The sequence below is a fragment of the Sporosarcina siberiensis genome, from assembly GCF_042681925.1.
In the GTDB taxonomy this organism is placed as follows: domain Bacteria; phylum Bacillota; class Bacilli; order Bacillales_A; family Planococcaceae; genus Sporosarcina; species Sporosarcina siberiensis.
On sequence record NZ_JBHUGI010000021.1, the window covers coordinates 78,992 to 99,303 of the forward strand.

Consider the following 20,312-nt stretch of genomic DNA (forward strand, 5'->3'; position numbering starts at 1 on the left):
TTTCTAATATAAATGTACTATTTAACCATTCATTGAGGTTAATACTATCAGAACTTTGTGCATATTGTAAATTGTCTTATGTTATATCTAGTTTATACTTAGATGAATATCCAGAAAAGTTAGTATAAATTTTCTAATCGAAATTAACTAATGATTCTAGTGACAAATTGAATTGAAGGGAGACGAGTTATATGGAAAAAGCAGATGTAATTATTGTTGGTGGAGGAGTAATGGGCTCAAGTACTGCTTATTCCTTACGAAAACTGGGCCACGAAGGAAGAATTGTAGTTTTTGAAAAAGATTCTACATATAATCAATCTTCTACATCTTTAAGTGCCGGTGGAATTAGACAAGTATATTCTCAGGAAGTAAACATACAGTTAAGTCGTTTTAGTTTAAAGGCTTACGAAAAGTTCCCGGATGAAATGGCGATTGATGGTGTTCGTGCGGAAATCGACTTTAAGCAACATGGTTATCTATTCTTGGCAACAGAAAGCTCTTTTCCTGCTTATGCAAAGCAAGTCGCCACACAAAACAAAAATGGCGTACTATCCGAAATGCTTTCAAATGAAGAGTTATTAACAATTATTCCCGAACTGAATACTGAAGATCTTGCCGGTGGCCTATTTTCTAAAGAAGACGGTTATCTAGATCCTTACTCTGTATTGCAGTCTTATCGTAAAAGTGCACAATCACTCGGCGTTGAATATATTTCTGAAGAAATAGATACTATTTTAACAGAGAGAAGCAAAGTAACTGGTGTTCTTCTTGCAAACGGTTCCACATATTCAGCACCAATTGTCATTAACTGTGCAGGCGCATGGGGAGGTGCATTAAGTGAAAAGATTGGAATGGCACTTCCGATAGTTCCTTTAAAGAGACAAATTTATACATTCGATACAACGGAACATTTAAAGAAACCATTGCCATTAACAATTGATCCTACAGGCGTGTACTTTAGACACGAAGGTGGACAAGTTTTATGTGGCTTTTCAGAAGACGTCAAACCGGGAATTGACTTTAGATGGAGACGCTCATCATTCGATCCATTGTGGCCTATACTAGCACATCGTGTTCCAAACTTTGAAAGTTTGAAATTGGAGTCCGGTTGGGCAGGTCTTTACAATCACAATACAGCAGACCAAAATGCCATTATTGGGGAACATCCGGAAATGGGTGGATATTTCGTAGCACTCGGTTTTAGTGGACATGGAATGCAACAAGCACCCGGTGTTGGTCTTGGACTTGCAGAACTAATCTGTAAAGGGAAGTTCGAAACGCTTGATCTGACTCCTTTACGAGTAGGTAGATTTAAAGAAAATGACTTGGTGATTGAGGATGCGATTGTTTAATAAGCATCTTACAATAGAAGGTAGTTAAATTCACTAATTTTCTCACTACTTATATATTTGTCGATGTAATCGCATACATATTGTTAGGGGGGGATTAGAGCGAAGAGGGACAAGGGTGTTGGAATGCTCTATGCCTTCACTGCTATATTTTCAAATCCTGAATACAGTTGTTGCATTTCTTGCAAGTTTCGCAGGATTTACAAAGCTAGTAGGAACGCTATATCCAATAACAGGGTACTTGGGTTTCATATTAATTGGAGCGATAGTAATCAGTGCATTTAGAATGAAAGCAATTAAAAAAAGTGTGAAGACAAAAAAGTTAGCAGATGAGAACTTGGTAATTATAGAGGGAAATTAACAAATATGTACTTAATTTCAAAAAAAATGAATTAAAAATTCAGAAAGTTGTTGAATTTAATTCTATTAAAGTCTATAGTTACTTTAATGTAGGGGTGGAAGCGTTTTCATATGCAGATTAAATAAAAGGGGGAATGGGTATTTTGAATAACATCGTTATGATCGAGTTTGTATTGTATTTAGTTTTAATGATTGTAATTGGATTTTTAGTGAGTCGTAAGTCAAAGAGTCACAAGGACTTTCTACTAGGTGGAAGACAATTACCAGGTTGGGCATTGGCATTTTCTGAACGTGCTACTGGGGAGTCAGCTTGGTTATTGCTCGGATATACAGGATTTGTTTTTGCAACAGGACTTTCATCGGTTTGGGTAGCAGTAGGGATTGTTACCGGAGTTATTGTTTCTTGGTTATTTTTGGCAAGACGATTTATGGAAGAAGCAGCAAAGTATGATGTTATCACGCTGCCGGGTTATTTAGCAGCTCGTTTTGGAAAACATGCGAAAGTTATTCTATGGCTTACTACTGTTCTGATCTTTAGCTTTATGATGTTCTACTTCGGCGCACAATTGGCAGGTGCTGGAAAAACGTTATTCGCAGTATTTAATATTCCACCAATGGTTGGTGTTCTATTAAGTTTTGCTGTAGTAGTTTCACTTGCGTTTATCGGAGGGTTTGTTGCAGTTGTTTGGACGGATATGATTCAAAGTATAATGATGCTCGTGACGTTGGTAGTTCTTCCAATCATTGCACTTGTGAAAATATCAGCAAATGACTTATCAATTAGCGCGGCACTAGCTGCAACAGGTCCAACAATGGATTCTTGGACAGGTGGGGCAATCGGACTTGCAATTGGGCTATTGCTCTTTAATAACTTTGCTTGGATGTTTGGTTTCTTAGGTGGGCAACCACAATTAAGTGCACGATTTATGGCGTTACGAAATAAAAAAGAAGCGAAAACGGGAAGTATTGTTGCAATCTCATGGACAATCTTAGCTTATGTTGGGGCGTTTATGATTGGTCTAACAGCCCTTACGCTTTATCAAGGTGAAGCGTTTGCGGATGTTGAAACGATTTTACCGTTTATGATTCTTGATCTATTTCCGCCATGGATAGCAGGGATTTTACTTGCAGGAATTCTCGCAGCTATTATTTCAACGGCCAATTCACAATTAATGGTTGTTACAAGTTCAATAAGTGAAGATATTGTAAACAATGCGCTTAATATGAAATTATCACAAAAACAACTTGTTAATGTTTCTAGAATTGCAATTGTTTTAGCGGGGCTTGTAGGTTTAGTAATAGCTCTAACAGCAGAATCACTTGTTTTCAGTGTAGTCAGCTGGGCTTGGGCAGGTGTTGGAGGTACGCTATCTCCTGCTATTATCTTGACGTTTTTCTGGAGAAAGTATTCAGGAGTTGGTGTAATTGCGACAATCTCTGTAGGTTTCATAAGTACAGCTGTTTGGATTACATCACCGCTTGAAGCAATTATATCTTCAAGATTCACTACATTCTTATTCGCATTTGCTGCAGGGATTATCTTTAGTTTACTCTTCCCAGATAAAGGACCGGATGTTGATGCTAAGGGCGATAAAAAGATTGTTAGTGAAATTAAAGAAGAAGAAAAAGCACCTGTTGGAACTGTCTAAATTCGAATTAAATTACAATGAGAGTAATTGAATGACAATGTGTTTGGACTCTTCTGATAAAGTCTAATAGTTGAATAATATTGCGATTCTATATAACTAGTTCTATAATGTGATTGGATGAGTAATTAATACTCGCTCATTCACTTTGCTAAAGCATATGCGACAAGCAGTGTTCACAACAGGTATCTATTGCACTTTAAATTGAAAGGGGAAATATTTCATGAAATTAAATAACTACATTAATGGTGTATGGCAAGAAGAAGGCGGAGCTGAGTATACAGCAGTTCTTAATCCAGCAAACGGAAAAGAGCTCGCACAGGTTAGACTTTCAACTAAAGAAGATGTTAACTCGGCGGTAGAGGCTGCGAAAGTTGCTCAAAAGAAGTGGGCACTTGTTCCCGCACCAAAACGTGCAGATTACTTATATGCAATTGCGAATCTAATGATTGAGAAGAAAGAACATTTATCACAAGTTTTAACAGCTGAAATGGGTAAAGTAATTGAAGAAGCCCGTGGAGAAGTACAAGAAGGAATTGACATGGCATTTTACATGGCAGGCGAAGGACGTCGTTTGTTTGGTCAAACAGTACCTTCCGAGCTGGAAAATAAATTTGCGATGAGCGTTCGTGCACCAATCGGCGTTGTTGGTCTAATTACTCCATGGAACTTCCCGATTGCGATTGCTACATGGAAGTCATTCCCTGCAATTGTCGCAGGAAACACATTCCTTTGGAAGCCTGCAACTGAAACACCGATGATGGCTTATGAATTGGCGAAGATCTTTGAAGAAGTTGAATTACCAAAAGGTGTTGCAAACATTGTATTTGGTGCAGGTTCAACAGTTGGAACTACAATGATCGAACATCCAGATGTGAAAGTAATTTCATTCACAGGTTCAACGGATACAGGTCGTGGAATTGCTGAACTGGGTGGACGTCACCTTAAAAAGATTTCACTCGAAATGGGTGGAAAAAATGCCATTATCGTTATGGATGATGCAGACGTAGATTTAGCTGTAGAAGGTATTTTGTGGAGTGCATTCGGAACAGCTGGACAACGTTGTACTGCTTGTAGCCGAGTAATCGTTCATAAATCTGTAAAAGCTGAACTAGAACAAAAGCTAGTTGAGTCAATGAAGTCACTTACAATCGGTGACGGAGCAGATGAGTCGAATAAAATTGGTCCTGTTATCAACAAAGGATCTCTTGATAAAATTGAGAGCTACGTTCAAATTGGTAAAGATGAAGGTGCAACACTACTTGCAGGAGGAAGCATCCTTACTGATGGTGATCTTGCAAATGGAAATTACTATGCACCAACACTCTTCACAGATGTGAAGTGGGACAGCCGTCTTGCACAAGAAGAGATTTTTGGCCCAGTTATATCACTTATTGAAGTTGAAAGCTTAGAAGAAGCAATCGAAGTAAATAATAGCGTAGAATTTGGACTTTCAAGTGCGATCTTCTCACGTGATGTTAACCGTATTTTCCGTGCTCAGCGCGATCTTGACACAGGAATTGTTTATGTCAACGCTGGTACAACAGGCGCGGAAATTCACCTTCCGTTCGGTGGAACAAAAGGAACTGGTAACGGACACCGTGATTCAGGAGTTGCAGCTCTAGATGTTTACACAGAGTGGAAAGCGATTTATGTAGATTACAGTGGAACGCTACAAAGAGCACAAATCGATAATAACTAATTAATTCATATAAATGGAACGAGCCCTTTCTCCAAAGAGAATAGGGCTCGTTTTTTTGCTAGTTTAAATGGTCATAGTTAAAAATACCGTTTTAAGTACAGTATTATATTCGTGAAGTGCATGAGAAACACATTTGCAAACAAATAGTGTTGCAAAAATGGGACACTTTAATGTAGGATTCGAGAATTGTTCTATTTGTTAGAAAAAACATGTTAATTATTCATTGCGATTGAAGAATATTCAATTTAAAAAATAATTTAAAAAACTTCTCGTTTCACTATTGAAACACTTTGCGATAATGTGTATACTGAGTGGAGCGAGTTGTCGCAAGATTTACTTTTGGTCGATTATTAGAATCAATTTCTTTTTTCACTTTTGGTTATTGCGAGTATATAACTCAAGAGGGGCGTTAGTAAGTGATTGTAAAAGAAGTGATGAAAAAAAACTTGGTTAAATACTATGCAAATGATTGTATTTTAAAAGTTACAAGTGATGTTATGGAAAGAGATGTAGAAGGCGGACTTGTTTATAATGAATCAGATGAGTTGGTTGGTTGGTTTACATACAAAGAACTACTGAATGGAATTATACAGAACTACACTGAATTAGATGAGGTCTGTATTCGAGATTATCTTCTAATCGATGAGAATAGTGCAATAAAGAATTTAGATTTTACAACATATGGTCTTTTCCCCGTATTGAATGTTGAAGAAAAGATAACGGGTTTTATAACAAGAGGTGTCTATTTGAATGCGGTTGCAAGGTTGAGTCAAATTGAAAAAAATAGATTAGATGCCATTTTCAATTCAGCCCATAACGGTATTCTTTCAATAGATCTTGAAGGTCGAATAACTGCCATTAACCCTCCAGCTGAGCGAATGGCACTGACTACTAAGGAGAAGGCACTTGGTAAGTTTTTAAATGAAGTCGTTATACCAAGTGGTTTATTAAATGTTATTCGAACAGGTAGAGGACATACAGAAAAGTATAAGGTCGGAAATCGAATGTATTTGGCACACAGGTCTCCAATATATGATGGTAAGAGCCTAATTGGAGCTGTTGGGGTGTTTCAAGATATTTCTGAAATCGAAATTGTCTCCAGTGAGCTGGATTCTGTTAAGCAATTAGTGAATGAAATGGATACAATAATTAACAATTCCAGTGATGGAATATGTATTACGGATACTAAAGGTAATATTATTAATAGAAACATAAAGTTTGATGACATCTATTACGGCAACTTAAGTGAAGAAGAAAAAAATAATGGCTTTCATACGATGATTGAACAAGTTGTAGAGGAAGGCACTCGATACAATTTAATGGAAACGAATATAAGAAATAATAGTTCATTAATCATTTCCGCAATACCAGTGAAAAACAGCGATAACAAAATTGAACGAATCGTTGTAAGTGTGAAAGATGTTGCAGAAATTGATAATCTTCGTCGCGAGCTTGAAAAGACTCAGTTCATTCTTAAAAACATGCAAGATGAACTAGGTGAAAAAGAATTTGTTGCTTCTTCACAATCTATGAAAGATCTAATTTTAAAAATTGATCAAGTGGCGAAAGTGGATGTAACCGTTTTACTAACTGGTGAGCGGGGTGTTGGTAAAAATGAGTTAGCAAGTTTAATAAAGGAATCAAGTTCTAGAAAGAATAAACCATTTATTAAAGTAAATTGTGATGCCATCCCAGAAGATTTAATGGAAGCAGAGTTGTTTGGACGTCTAAATGGTACTGAAGAAAATGGTTATGCTGGATTTTTCGAGCATGCAGACGGCGGGACTTTATTTTTAGACGAAGTAGGAAAAATACCTCTTCACTTGCAAGTAAAGCTACTGAAGGTGTTGCAGGAACAAAAGGTTAATAGGATTGGTTCAAAGGAATCGATAGAAGTGGATGTACGTATTATTGCGGCAAGTAGTGAGGATTTATTAAGACTTGTCAAAGAGGGTACATTCAGGGAAGACCTATTCTATCGAATAAATGTGATTCCACTAGAGATACCTCCGCTTAGAGAACGATTGGAGGATATTCCGCTATTAATAGAAGAGTACTCGAATCTGTTTGCGAATAAATATAAAAAAAGAATTGATTTTTCGAGTGAAATCATTGAAACAATGAAGAACTATGAATGGCCTGGAAATGTGCGTGAACTGATTAACATACTAGAAAGAGTTTATGTAACATCTTCGGAAAAAGAAATTACAGTTGAATCTATGAAGTACATTATGGGTGAAAGAGAAAAGTTGGATTTAGCCCACCAAAAACCGTTTATCATTAATAAGGTAATGCCGTTGAAACAAGCTGTTGAAGAATTTGAACGAGAATTGATTGCCAAAGTCGGTGAAACTGAAAACTCTTACAGGAAAATCGCTAAAATTCTTGAGGTAAGTCCATCAACAGTAATGAGGAAATCTAAGAAGTTGGATTAAGAATCGTCCACGTGAAAGGGGAAAAACATGAGTAAGCTAATAGATAAGTCAGAATTTCTACAATACATTAACGACGGGGATACGTTGCTTGTCGGAGGGTTCGGTCTATCGGGTACGCCGCTAACATTAATTGATGAACTAGCTGCATCTTCAAAAAAGAATTTAACAGTTGTTAGTAATAACCTCGGAGAAGAAGGAAAAGGTCTTGGGAAATTGCTAGTAGGCGGGAATTTGAAAAAAGCAAAAGGATCTTATTTTACAACAAATCGGGATGCGGTAAAAGCTTGGACGGATGGCGATCTTGAAATTGAGCTAATCCCACAAGGTACTCTAGCAGAAGCTGTTCGATGTGGTGGAGCTGGGATTGGTGGTTTTTATACAAAAACTGCTGTTGGTACAAAGCTGGCTGAGGGTAAAGAAGAAAAGATCATTGATGGAGAAAAGTATATTTTGGAAAAGGCCATTAAAGGAGATGTTTCTCTAATAAAGGCATTAAAAGCAGATACACTTGGTAATTTAATCTACGATCATACAGGACGTAATTTTAATGCGGTAATGGCGACAGCGAGTAAGATTGTTATTGCTGAAGTGGATGAAATTGTTGAGGCAGGAACATTTGCACCCGTTGAAGTACAAACTCCGCATCTGTACGTAGATTATATCGTACTAGGAAAGTATGTAAAACAAGGAGGTAAATACGTTGACCCAGGAAAAGAGAATTAAAATATCAAAACGTATTATTGAAGAATTTAAAGAAGGTGAAACTGTAAACCTTGGTGTTGGAATTCCAACGCTCATTCCAGACTACTTGGGTGACAAGAAGCTTTATTTACAATCTGAGAATGGTTTACTTGGTATTGGGCCAACCCCTCCAGAAGAAGAAATTAATATGGAGCTAATAAGCGCAAGTAAAAAACCGATTACGATGGACTTAGGAGCGTCATTATTTGATAGCTCAGATTCGTTTGCTATGATTCGTGGCGGTCATATAAATGTCGCAGTACTCGGAGCTTTGCAAGTGGATGAAACGGGTGAAATTGCGAACTGGGCAGTACCTGGAGCAACAATTCTAGGTGTTGGTGGTGCAATGGATTTAGTTGCAGGTGCTCAAAGAATTATTATTGCCACATTGCATAATGCGAAAAATGGCGAACCAAAGATTGTTGAAAAACTAACATTCCCGAGTAGTGGAGTACGGAAAGCGGATATGATTGTTACTGAACATGCTGTATTTAAGTTCAAAGACAACAAGATGGAACTGGTAGAAATATTATCAGATGTAACACTTGAAGAACTTAAAGAACTCACTGGAGCGAAATTCTCCCATTCATAAGTTAAGTGAAAAGGGATCAAACATAAAATGGAAGGAATGAATACATTGCAAATTACTGTTGTAGGTGCTGGCGTTATGGGAAAAGGAATTGCATATAGTTGTGCTGTTTCTGGACATAAAGTGTATTTAAATGATAAAAACGAAGAGGTTTTAGCGAAATCTAAAAGCGATATTGAAGAATTGCTGAACTCTAGTTTTGAAAAAGGGTTTTTACAAAAAGATGTTTATGAAAATGCAAAAGAAAACCTGAAGTTTGAAACGGATTTAACAGTTGCAGCAAAAGATGCAGATTTAGTTATCGAGGCTGTTCTTGAAAAAATGGATTTGAAGATTTCCATCTTTCAACAGCTAGACAAAATTTGTAAACCTGAGGCAATTCTTGCTACAAACACATCAACAATGAGTCCAACTGAAATTGGTGCCCAAACATCACGTCCAGATAAAGTGGTTGCAATGCATTTCTTCAATCCGGTACATAAAATGAAATTGGTTGAAGTAATTAGAGGTTTAGAAACTTCGGATGAAACAGTTCAGGTAGCAAAAGATGTTTCGACTTCACTGAATAAACAAGCTGTTGAAGTGAATGAATTCCCTGGATTTGTTACATCTCGTATGAACTGCTTGATTGGTAATGAAGCGATGAATTTGCTGATGGAAGGTGTAGCATCAGCTGAAGACATCGACAAAGCAATGAAGCTTGGTCTAAATCATCCTATGGGTCCTTTAGAACTCGCAGACTTGGTAGGACTTGATACAAGACTCCGAAATATGGAGTATTTGTACCAAACACTTGGTGAGAAATACCGTCCATGCCCATTGCTCATTAAGTATGTAAAGGCAGGTCGTCTTGGTAAAAAGAGCGGCAGCGGATTTTACGATTACAACTAAGGAGTTGTGTTAGGTGGAAAACTTTGTGAATCTACTTGTAGAGAAAAAAGAAGGCATTATGTGGCTCACACTTAATCGCCCAGAAACAAGAAATGCTCTGGACGCACAAACGCTGAATGAAATTGACGCAGCGTTCCTAGAAGCAGAATCGGATAGTTCGGTTAGAGTAATTATTGTACAAGGCGCGGGTGGCAAATCGTTTGCGGCTGGTGCAGATATTAAGCAGCTTCATGAAAGAGAAGCATTAGCGGCTTTAATTCCTGGTATGCAAGGTTTGTATACTAAAATTGAAAATTCCAGCAAAGTAACAATTGCTGCTGTGAATGGCTTTGCGCTTGGTGGAGGCTGTGAATTAGCACTTGCGTGTGACATCCGAATCGCAACGAAAAAAGCGAAATTCGGATTGCCTGAATTAAATCTAGGAATTATTCCTGGTGCAGGTGGAACACAACGTCTTTCAAGAATTGTTGGTAAAGGTCGAGCGTTAGATATGATCCTAACCGGCAAAATTATTGACGGGGAAGAAGCAGAAAGAATCGGTTTAGTAACGTATTTCACTGATGAAGAAAGTTTAGTTGAAAAAGCTGAATCGATTGCATCGGATGTAATGAAAAAAGGACCAGTTGCTGTTCAACTCGCTAAGTTTGCAATCCATAAAGGATTTGATGTCGATTCAGACACAGCAATGTGGATTGAAAAGTTATCACAAGCAGTCGCATTTGGTACTGAAGATAAAAAAGAAGGTACGTTAGCATTTTTAGAAAAAAGAAAAGCAGAATTTAAAAACAAATAAGAGGAGAGATTTATAATGGATTTTAATTTACCTGAAGAAATTGAGTTTTTAAAAACGACGGTTCGGAAATTTATTCGTGAAGAAGTAGAACCGGTAGCAATGGAAATTGAAGAAAATGATAAAATTCCTGAAAGAATCGTAGAGATGTCAAAAGAAATGGGATTATTTAGTCTTGGTATCCCTGAAGAGTACGGTGGCCTTGGTCTTGATATGGTTGGTAAATGTGCGATTTATGAAGAGCTTGGAAAAACACATAATGGTTACACAACACTTATCGGAGCACATACGGGTATCGGAACGGTTGGTATCGTAGATTTAGGAACTGAAGAGCAAAAACAAAAGTACTTGCCGAAAATGGCATCTGGTGAATGGATTGCTGCATTCGCACTAACTGAGCCAAGTGCAGGATCAAACGCTTCCAACTTGAAAACGACAGCGGTTAAAAAAGGCGACAAATATATTATTAATGGATCAAAGCATTACATCACTAACGCGGTTGACGGTCATGTATTTACTGTTATGGCTGTAACGGATGCCTCTAAAGGGGCAAGAGGAATCACATCTTTCATCGTAGAGAAAGACTTCCCTGGATTTATTCTTGGAAAAGTTGAAAAGAAAATGGGTCTTAAAGGATCTCACTCAGCTGAACTGTTTTTCGACAATATGGAAGTTCCTGTAGAAAACGTTTTAGGTGAAGTAGGTCAAGGATATATTAATGCGCTTAAAATTCTAGCGAACGGTCGTGCTGGACTTGCTGCACGTAACCTTGGTTCATGTGAAAGATTATTAGAACACTCACTTGATTATGCACACGAGCGCGAGCAATTCGGTACACAGATTGTTGAAATTCAAGCAGTTCAACATATGCTTGCAGAAATCAGTATGCAAATCGAAGTACTTCGTTCAATGACGTACCGTGTTGCGTGGATGACGGATCAAAATGTTCGTGTTGTAAAAGAAGCGGCAATCGCTAAATTATTCGGTTCAGAAGTGTATAACAAAGTTGCGGATCTCGCACTTCAAATCCACGGTGGAATTGGTTACATGAGCGACTATCCAATCGAAAGATATTACCGTGATGCACGTATCACGAAAATCTATGAGGGTACTTCAGAAATCCAAAGAAATATTATTGCAAGTGAACTTAAGCGTGGTTACAAGAAAAAGGAGGCATAATTGATGCGTAATTCATATATTGTCGAAGCTGTTCGAACGCCAATTGGTAAAATGGGTGGAACGATGAAAGACATTACCGTTGATCGTCTTGGGGAAATCGTCATAAGAGAATTATTAAAACGTACTGGTAAAGAAATTCAAATAGATGAAGTTATTTTAGGCTCTGCGAAACAAAGTGCAGATACGTCTAATATGGCACGTGTCGCTGCTTTAAGAGCTGAAGTTCCTGTAGAAGTGCCTGCATATACAGTTCACCGTCAGTGTGGATCTGGATTGCAAGCAATCAATAACGCAGATCAGCAAATTAGACTTGGTCTAAGTGATGTTGTTATTGCGGGTGGTGCTGAAAGTATGAGTACAGCACCTTACTATATCCGTCATGCACGCTATGGTTTCGGTGCAGGAAATGGCTTACTTTTAGACCCGAACACGGAAAGTCAGCCATGCTCTCAGCCACAAGAAACATACGGCAACTTAACGATGGGTTATACAGCTGAAAATCTAGCTGAGCAATATAACATTTCAAGAGAAGAGCAAGATGAGTTTGCGATGAGAAGCCAGGAGCTTGCTGCTAAAGCAATCGAAAACGGTCTCTTCAAAGATGAAATTGTACCTGTTGAAATTAAAGAGCGTAAAAGCAGCTTTATGTATGATACGGACGAGCATCCACGTCAGTCATCAAAAGAACAAATGGCTAAACTACGCGCAGTATTCAAAGATGGTGGTTCAGTAACTGCTGGGAATGCTAGTGGTAGAAATGATGGGGCGTCTGTAGTTCTAATGATGTCTGAAGATAAAATGAGCGAATACGGTTTGAAGCCAAAAGCTAAAATAATCGCACAAGCTTCAAGCGGTGTATCTCCTGAAATTATGGGAATTGGACCGGTTGCATCAACTGAAAAAGCGTTGAAGCAATGTGGCCTGACAATTGATGACATTGATCTAATAGAGTTGAACGAAGCATTCTCTGCTCAAGCGTTATCTGTAATTAAGGGTTCGAAGATGGACATTGATAAAGTAAACGTTAATGGTGGAGCAATTGCACTTGGTCACCCAATTGGTGCTACTGGTGCGATTCTAATGACAAAGCTTCTTTCAGAAATGAAACGTCGCGATTTGAAGTATGGTCTTGTTACGTTATGTATTGGTGGCGGACAAGGAATTACAACAATTGTAGAAAACATGCAATAACAAATAAATAATACTAATTGGATAAGATCCTGTCATGGGATTTTATCCAATTAGTTCTTAAATAGAGAGGAAGTTGGAAACTCTTGTCTTTGAACATAGTTCAAATCTTGCCTATGTATCACCCTGTCGGCGAAGAAACATTAAACTCACTCGCAAACGTGAAAAAGTTTGATACCTTCAATGAAGAAGAAATCATTACATATTTAAAAAATAATGATGTTGATGGAATTATATTGAGAGCACCAGCTAAAATAACTCCAGCAATTTTAGATCAGTGTTCAAAAGTGAAAGCAATATCAGGTGCTGGCATTGGGCTTGATAATATAGATGTTGAATATGCTACAACAAAAGGAATAAAGATTTTACATGCACCAAAAATAAATAGTCGCGCTACTGCAGAACACGCCGTTGCACTTTTACTTGCTGTTATGAAAGACATTACCATTTTCGATCGAAATACTAGGTCTGGTAATTTTTCGTATCGAGATGGTAAATACACTTCTGAACTGCAAGGGAAAACACTAGGTATTGTTGGTTTCGGTTCTATTGCACAAACGGTTGCAAAAATCATGAAAAACGGCTTTGAAATGAACATTTTAGTCTATGTAAGAACAATAGATGCTGACAGACAAAAGCTTGCAGATTCTGTAGGTGTAACATTAACAACTTCAATGGAAGATGTATTTAAAGAAAGTGATGCGATTAGTCTTCACATTCCACTTACAGCAGCGACAAGAGAAATTGTCGATAAAAAGATGTTTGCCTTAATGAAGCCAACAGCTGTTTTAATAAATACAGCACGTGGTGGAGTTATTAATGAAGAAGATATGGTTCAGGCACTTAAAAATGGAGAGTTTACAAGAGCTGGCGTAGACGTATTTGCAATTGAGCCACCAGCAGAAAATCATCCATTCTTTGAAATCGAAGAAATCACAATGACTCCTCATATTGGCGGAATTAGTTTAGAAGCAGCTAAGTTAACCTCGGTTGTAATTTCAGAAAACTTAGTAAAAGCGATTAATGGTGAGGAATTATCTGTAATTGCAAATTTAAACGATTTATCACCACTTAAAAAGGAGTAGTGAATAAATGGAAAGTCATTTAGATATTGTACGGGAAGATTTCAAGACAAGTCCATTTTGGGACTTTATTGGTTTACAAATGAAGGAATTGAAAAAAGGGTATGTAGAATTGTACTTACCTTATAATCCTAACTTTAGAAATGTTCGAGACTCTATTCACGGGGGTATCTATGCTTCGGTTTTAGATACGACAATGGGAATGGCTGGAAGGACATTAGGCTCCGATGAAGTGATGACAATACAAATGAGTATTCAATTTCTGAAGCCGGTAGTTGAGGGCGGTATTTATTCTGAAGCATCGGTAATCAGCGAAAGTCGAAGCACTGCATTAATTGAGGGTAGACTTTTTGATGAAGATAAGAATTTAATCGCTCATAGTGTTGGAACATTTAGAGTTGTAAAATCCAGTTAATTGCATAGTAGATTTGATTTTCTGTATAGAAATAGAACTTTGGAGGGAGGACTTCTGTTGAAAATAGGGATTTTAGGCAGTGGCTCGGTTGGCTCCTTTTTCGGAAGTTTTCTATCCGAAGCAGGTCATGATGTTACATTTATTGCTCGTGGTGCACATCTCGCTGAAATGAATAAAAAAGGTTTATTGATTAAGAGAGACAACGATGAAATCACGATTCACAATACGTTTACTGAAGATATTTCAGCACTTGCAGAATGTGAACTCGTATTATTTTGTGTTAAATCTGGAGATACGAGAGAAACTGCTGAAAAGCTTGTTGGAGTTTTAAACAAGTCGGCATCTGTAATGAGTTTTCAAAACGGTGTGAGCAATGAAGAAGTTCTCGTTGATGTGTTCGGTGAGGATCGTGTATTGTCAGCAGTCGTGTTTGTACAAGCTGCAATCAAATCTCCCGGAGTCGTTGAGCAATATGGAAGTTACGGTCTCGTAATTGGTGGTCTAAGTGAAATCGGAATGAATGCAGCAGAAAAAATTGCTATCGTACTGAAGGAAGCTGGAGTACCGGTGAAGTGCACGGATCAAGTTATGCTTAGAAAGTGGAAAAAGTATTTGTTTAGCCTATTATTTAATCCACTAACAGCGGCGATTGACAAGACCATCGGAGAAATACTTGAAGACCCGCATCTTAAAAAGATTGCATGGTCGATTGGTTTGGAAACGGTACAAGTTGCAGCATTATGTGGTATTCCATTAACTGAAAAAGACATTGAACAAGCTTTTCAAAATGCTGAACTTGCAAAAACACATGCTACATCTATGTTGCAAGATATCCGTAAAGGAAAAGTTACAGAAGCGGATGAGTTAGTAGGTTATGTTTTAGATAAAGCCGAGATACACGGTCTATCGATAGATACATTGAAAACAATTTACTTTATATTAAAAAATAAAGAGAATAATTTACCAACAACATAAGAGGAGGAAAAGAAGATGAAAAAGAAATTAGGATTACTATTTACGTTAACGTTAATGATGCTTGTTCTAGCGGCATGTGGTGGAGATGACAAGAGTTCAGATAAGGGTTCAGACAAAGGTGAAGAAAAAGTTGAAGGCGCACCTACAGAAATTACCTTCGGATCTGCTACAGTAGGCGGATTCTGGTATACATTGTCTGCAGCAATGAGTGACAAGATGGTAGAAATATTCCCGGATTCTTCAGTAACAATTGTTGAGGGTGGATCTGTTTCCAACTTATTAGGATTGGGTGAAGGTACTTTTCAAATTGGTTTTAGTAATGGACAAACAGTTCCGGAAGCAATAAATGCTATCGGTCCATTCAAAGAAAAGATTGAAAATGTAAGCACAATCGCTACTTTATATCCAAACGTATATCACATGGTTGTTCGTGCAGATTCGGACATCTATACTGTTGAAGATTTAAAAGGTAAAAAAGTAAGCCCTGGTATTAAAGGTTACAGTGGAGAACTTGTGTTTCAAGACGTGTTAGATATTGTAGGTATGAGCTATGATGATTTAGGTGGAATTGAATATATCGGTACAGCGGACGGCGCAGATTTAATGCGTGACAAACATATTGATGCAATCGTTGGAATGGTTGCCGCTCCTGTTTCGACATTCCAAGAACTTGATACAACTGTAGGTATTCGAATGATTCCTTTAACGGATGATGTAGTTGCGAAGTTAAGAGAAAAGAATGAAGGTTATATGGAGCATATTGTTGCAGGAGGAACTTACCCTGGAATAAAAGAAGAAGTTAAGACAGTTGCTGGGTACTCTGTACTTCTAGTAAACGATGACTTGATGGATGAAGAAACGGTTTACCAATTAACAAAAATGATGATTGAAGAAAAAGACACTTGGTTGACAATTTCTAACGTTATGGCAGATTTTGATGCTGAGTATTCTGTGAAAAACAACGTAGGAAAAATGCATCCTGGAGCTATGAGATACTACAAAGAAGTAGGGGCAATGGAATAAATTTAATATTCTTTATGGAATGTAGGAGAGTGATAGTGTATGACAGAAAAAAAAATACTGGATTCCATTGAAGTTGTAGAAAACACTGGATACGATGATGATGGTGTATTGAATACAAAACTACGTCCGTTGTTAGGCGTAGCAGGAAAAATAATATCACTTGTGGCAATCCTTATGTCGTTATTTCATTTGTATACAGCGTTCTTTGGAGTATTTGAATCGATTTTACAACGTTCTGCCCATTTAGCATTTGCATTAGTACTGGTTTTTGCAATTTATAAGCCGACGAGCAAAGCAGCTAAGTCAGAGAGTATTCCTTGGTACGATTGGTTATTTATAGTGCTTTCAATAGGAGTGTATTCCTATTTTGTTATCAACGCACAAGAAATATCCTCACGTATGAGCTATATTGAAAAGCTTACAACTTTAGAGATTGCTATAGGAATTATTGCTGGAGTCTTATTAATTGAAGCGACACGAAGAGTAATAGGTCGTGCTTTAGTTATTATTATTTTAGTAGCTCTTGTTTATGGAATATGGGGGCATTTACTGCCTGGTACACTGTCGCATAGAGAATTTACTACAATGTGGTTTATAGATCATTTATTTTATACTACAACTGGTGTATTTAGTACACCGCTTGGAGTATCTGCAACATTCATTTTCTTGTTTATCTTATTCGGTAAGTTTTTGGAAGTATCGGGTGCGGGTAAGTTCTTCATTGACTTATCCGTTGCCGGAATGGGACAGTACCGAGGAGGACCTGCAAAAACAGCGATTATCGCTAGTTCAATCCTCGGAACAATTTCAGGTAGTGCGGTGGCAAATACAGTTACCACCGGTGCATTCACAATTCCATTGATGAAGAAAACAGGGTACAAAAAGGAATTCGCAGGTGCTGTTGAATCTGTTGCTTCTACAGGCGGACAAATCATGCCACCTATAATGGGAGCTTCGGCTTTCATCATCGCATCGTATTTAGGTGTTCCTTATATGGATATTGCTATTGCAGCAATTGTTCCAGCGTTACTATTTTATATATGTCTATTTTACCAAGTCGATTTAAGGGCTGTTCGATTAGGTTTAAAAGGGTTGAATAAAAAAGATTTACCAAGTTTTTGGGGAGTTTTCAAAAAAGGGTTTTTATTCTTTATTCCCCTAATTGTAATCGTCGTTATGCTTGCTTCGGGAAGTTCTCCGATGAGAGCGGGATTGTTTGCGATCATCGTGACCATACTCGTTGCGGGTTTAACAAAAGCGAATAGAATTAACATCGCAACAATATTTAAAGCGCTTAATTTTGGGGCTAGAGCATCGATAGAGACTGCGATCGCATGTGCTGCTTCTGGAATTATTATCGGAGTTATCGGTTTAACTGGAATTGGACTGAAATTCAGTAGTATCATTATTAGTCTTTCTGGTGGAATATTAATTATAGCTTTAATCTTTACAATGATTACTAGTATTGTTTTAGGTATGGGGCTACCAACAGTAGCGGCATATATCGTTCAAGTGCCACTGACTATACCTGCTTTAATTCTACTTGGAGTTTCACCATTAGCTGCACATATGTTCGTGTTCTACTTTGCAGCTCTGTCTGCAATTACTCCTCCGGTTGCATTGGCGGCGTTCGCGGCAGCAGGTCTTGCCGGTGCTGACCCAATGAAAACAGGATTTGCGGCTGTTAAACTAGGTCTAGCTGCGTTCATCGTGCCATTCTTCTTTGTTTACGGTGAGACGTTATTACTAGTCGGTGCATGGCCTGCGATTATTGTTTCTGTAATCACAGCGATAATTGGTATTATTGCTGTCGCGTGTGCTACTGAGGGATGGTTTATCAGACAAGCATATTGGTATGAAAGAATATTGTTATTCGGTGGTGCTGTTCTTCTAGTATTACCAGGAGTGGCATCAGATGTTATCGGAATAGCATTATTGCTAGCGATTTACGTATTCCAAAAGAAATTACATCCTATGTATTTAAGCGGTAAAATGGCTTCATAATTGGAGCCTTAGAATTGAAAGGTGCAGAAGTAAAATGATTGAAACAAAGATCACACAGATGCTAGGCATTCGATATCCAATCATCCAAGGCGGGCTTCAGGGCCTTGGAACTTCTCCTTTAGTTTCAGCAGTTTCTAACGCGGGTGGATTAGGGTTAATCACGGCCGGAAGTTACGAAACAAAGAAAGAAATGCTGGAGGATATTGAACTTACAAAGACACTTACAAATAAACCTTTTGGAGTGAACATTGCGATTGGGATTCGAAGACCAATGGATGAATTCGTTGAAGGTGTAATTGAGTCCGGCGTTAAAATCGTATTTACTTCAGGAAATAATCCTGAACAGTATATGGATGACCTGAAAAAAGCAAATGTAAAAGTTATTCATGTTGCTCCTTCTGTTCGTTTTGCAAAAAAAGCAGAGTCGTTGGGCTGCGATGCAGTTGTGGTAAATGGCTATGAATGTGGTGGACATCCAGGTAAAGAAGATACAACCAGTTTAACTCTTATTCAAAAAGCGGTAAAAGAGCTTTCGATTCCAGTTATCGCTTCAGGCGGATTCTCAACGGGTAAGTCTGTACTCGCCGCTGTAGCATTAGGTGCAGGTGCCGTACAAATGGGCACCCGTTTCTTAATGTCAAAAGAAGTTAGACTCCATCAGAATGTAAAAGATTATTTGGAGAGTTTGTCTGAAACAGATACTGTAATGGTGAAGAAATCGATTGGGAAAACCGCCAGAGTTATGAAGACCAATCATTCTATTGAGTTGGAAGAGTTGGAAAAACAAGGTGCTACCTTCGAAGAGATTTTCCCTTATATAAGTGGGGAGTCGTATAAAGAGCTAATTGATACGGGTAATTTAAATACAGGAGTAATCGCACTTGGGCAAACGATCGGTCTTATCGATGAAGTAAAAACTGTAGCTGAAATCATAGAAGAAATTGTTTATGACTATCGCAATCAATTAAGTTATTTGACGATGAATACAATGGGAAAAAGGTGAAAAACTTTGACTGATTTCACAAATCAAGTAGCAGTTATTACAGGAGCAGGTAAAGGCATTGGTAAAGAAATCGCCAAAAAGATTGGCCTTTCAGGAGGTCATGTATGTCTTTTAGATGTGGATGAAAGTATCTTAAATGCAACGGCTATTGAGTTTAGGGAGATGGGAATTTCCTTTGAAAAGTATGTCGTCGATATTACAGCTGAAGAAGATGTGAAGAAAGTATTTGCAGAAATTAATAAGACACATAATAGAGTAGATATTCTCGTGAATAATGCAGGGATTATACGGGACAACTTACTATTCAAAATGAGCACACTAGACTGGGACCAAGTAATGAATGTCCATTTAAAGGGAGCATTTATTTGTAGTAAATATGCACAAGAACTCATGGTGAAGAATGCGTACGGTAGAATCATTAATCTCTCGTCCGTTTCTGCTTTAGGGAATAGAGGACAGGCGAACTATGCAACGGCCAAAGCCGGTATCCAAGGTTTTACAAAAACATTAGCATTGGAGCTAGGGCGTTATAACATTACGGTTAACGCAGTTGCTCCTGGTTTCATTGTTACCGAAATGACGAAATCTGTGGCTGAACGTAATGGCATAGCATTTGAGCAGTTGGTTGAAGAAAAGGCCAAACAAATCCCTGTGAAACGTGCAGGAATGCCGGAAGATGTTGCTCACGCAGTTTGTTTCTTTGCAAGTAAAGAATCCTCTTTCGTTTCTGGACAAGTTTTATATGTTGCCGGTGGTCCCAAAGCATAAAGTAGAAATTTGAGAAGTTATTGAAACTTATATTAATAAGAAAGAGAGTAGGTGTAACATGATACGCTTTACTCTCATCATGTTAATGTGCTTGACATATATGATAAATGCGTATATTTCCCACCCTTTGATAACTGTTTTGTTTACTATAGTTTCAGTAGCTACTTTTCTA

General features: G+C 37.9%; 18 protein-coding genes. All 18 read left to right on the forward strand.

Annotation, left to right across the window (positions count from 1 at the left end):
* Nucleotides 1-191: 191 nt before the first annotated feature.
* The 18 genes from ACFSFY_RS07780 (at nt 192) to fabG (ending at nt 20,140) form a co-directional block, all read left to right on the forward strand.
* Nucleotides 192-1,352 carry an NAD(P)/FAD-dependent oxidoreductase gene (locus tag ACFSFY_RS07780; protein ID WP_381536866.1) on the forward strand — a complete coding sequence of 387 codons (1,161 nt, stop codon included), beginning with the start codon at nt 192-194 and terminating at the stop codon, nt 1,350-1,352.
* 130 nt (nt 1,353-1,482) lie between these two features.
* Nucleotides 1,483-1,710, forward strand: a complete 228-nt coding sequence (locus ACFSFY_RS07785) for a hypothetical protein (RefSeq protein ID WP_381536868.1) — start codon at nt 1,483-1,485, stop codon at nt 1,708-1,710.
* 133 nt (nt 1,711-1,843) lie between these two features.
* The gene (locus ACFSFY_RS07790; protein WP_381536870.1) at nt 1,844-3,358 is read left to right on the forward strand and encodes a sodium/proline symporter; all 1,515 of its coding nucleotides are present in this window, start codon (nt 1,844-1,846) and stop codon (nt 3,356-3,358) included.
* Between the two features lie 220 nt (nt 3,359-3,578).
* The gene (locus tag ACFSFY_RS07795; protein ID WP_381536871.1) at nt 3,579-5,057 is read left to right on the forward strand and encodes an aldehyde dehydrogenase family protein; all 1,479 of its coding nucleotides are present in this window, start codon (nt 3,579-3,581) and stop codon (nt 5,055-5,057) included.
* A gap of 416 nt (nt 5,058-5,473) precedes the next feature.
* The gene (locus ACFSFY_RS07800) at nt 5,474-7,492 is read left to right on the forward strand and encodes a sigma 54-interacting transcriptional regulator (protein WP_381536873.1); all 2,019 of its coding nucleotides are present in this window, start codon (nt 5,474-5,476) and stop codon (nt 7,490-7,492) included.
* A gap of 27 nt (nt 7,493-7,519) precedes the next feature.
* On the forward strand, nt 7,520-8,215 hold the full coding sequence (locus ACFSFY_RS07805) for a CoA transferase subunit A (protein ID WP_381536875.1): 696 nt from the start codon (nt 7,520-7,522) through the stop codon (nt 8,213-8,215).
* Nucleotides 8,193-8,825: a 3-oxoacid CoA-transferase subunit B gene (locus tag ACFSFY_RS07810; RefSeq protein WP_381536877.1), complete on the forward strand. Its 633-nt coding sequence runs from the start codon at nt 8,193-8,195 to the stop codon at nt 8,823-8,825. Before ACFSFY_RS07805 ends, ACFSFY_RS07810 begins: the two co-directional genes overlap by 23 nt.
* A 36-nt stretch (nt 8,826-8,861) precedes the next feature.
* Nucleotides 8,862-9,713: a 3-hydroxyacyl-CoA dehydrogenase gene (locus tag ACFSFY_RS07815; protein WP_381536926.1), complete on the forward strand. Its 852-nt coding sequence runs from the start codon at nt 8,862-8,864 to the stop codon at nt 9,711-9,713.
* Nucleotides 9,714-9,738: 25 nt separating this feature from the next.
* The gene (locus tag ACFSFY_RS07820) at nt 9,739-10,506 is read left to right on the forward strand and encodes an enoyl-CoA hydratase/isomerase family protein (protein WP_381536879.1); all 768 of its coding nucleotides are present in this window, start codon (nt 9,739-9,741) and stop codon (nt 10,504-10,506) included.
* Nucleotides 10,507-10,521: 15 nt separating this feature from the next.
* Nucleotides 10,522-11,682, forward strand: coding sequence for an acyl-CoA dehydrogenase family protein (locus tag ACFSFY_RS07825; RefSeq protein ID WP_381536881.1), 1,161 nt, complete (start codon nt 10,522-10,524; stop codon nt 11,680-11,682).
* A gap of 3 nt (nt 11,683-11,685) precedes the next feature.
* Nucleotides 11,686-12,873: a thiolase family protein gene (locus ACFSFY_RS07830; RefSeq protein WP_381536883.1), complete on the forward strand. Its 1,188-nt coding sequence runs from the start codon at nt 11,686-11,688 to the stop codon at nt 12,871-12,873.
* 83 nt (nt 12,874-12,956) lie between these two features.
* Nucleotides 12,957-13,955 (forward strand): NAD(P)-dependent oxidoreductase, encoded by a 999-nt coding sequence (locus ACFSFY_RS07835; protein ID WP_381536885.1) that lies wholly within the window; start codon nt 12,957-12,959, stop codon nt 13,953-13,955.
* A 7-nt stretch (nt 13,956-13,962) separates the two neighbouring features.
* A complete protein-coding gene (locus ACFSFY_RS07840; protein ID WP_381536887.1) occupies nt 13,963-14,367 on the forward strand; it encodes a PaaI family thioesterase in 405 nt (134 codons plus the stop codon).
* A 57-nt stretch (nt 14,368-14,424) separates the two neighbouring features.
* Nucleotides 14,425-15,342, forward strand: a complete 918-nt coding sequence (locus ACFSFY_RS07845; protein ID WP_381536889.1) for a ketopantoate reductase family protein — start codon at nt 14,425-14,427, stop codon at nt 15,340-15,342.
* Nucleotides 15,343-15,357: 15 nt separating this feature from the next.
* Complete coding sequence (locus ACFSFY_RS07850) at nt 15,358-16,365, forward strand: TAXI family TRAP transporter solute-binding subunit (RefSeq protein ID WP_381536891.1); 1,008 nt, start codon at nt 15,358-15,360, stop codon at nt 16,363-16,365.
* A 39-nt stretch (nt 16,366-16,404) separates the two neighbouring features.
* Complete coding sequence (locus ACFSFY_RS07855) at nt 16,405-18,369, forward strand: TRAP transporter permease (protein WP_381536893.1); 1,965 nt, start codon at nt 16,405-16,407, stop codon at nt 18,367-18,369.
* A gap of 34 nt (nt 18,370-18,403) precedes the next feature.
* A complete protein-coding gene (locus ACFSFY_RS07860) occupies nt 18,404-19,372 on the forward strand; it encodes an NAD(P)H-dependent flavin oxidoreductase (RefSeq protein ID WP_381536895.1) in 969 nt (322 codons plus the stop codon).
* 6 nt (nt 19,373-19,378) lie between these two features.
* A complete protein-coding gene (gene fabG / locus ACFSFY_RS07865; protein ID WP_381536897.1) occupies nt 19,379-20,140 on the forward strand; it encodes a 3-oxoacyl-ACP reductase FabG in 762 nt (253 codons plus the stop codon).
* Nucleotides 20,141-20,312 lie beyond the last annotated feature (172 nt).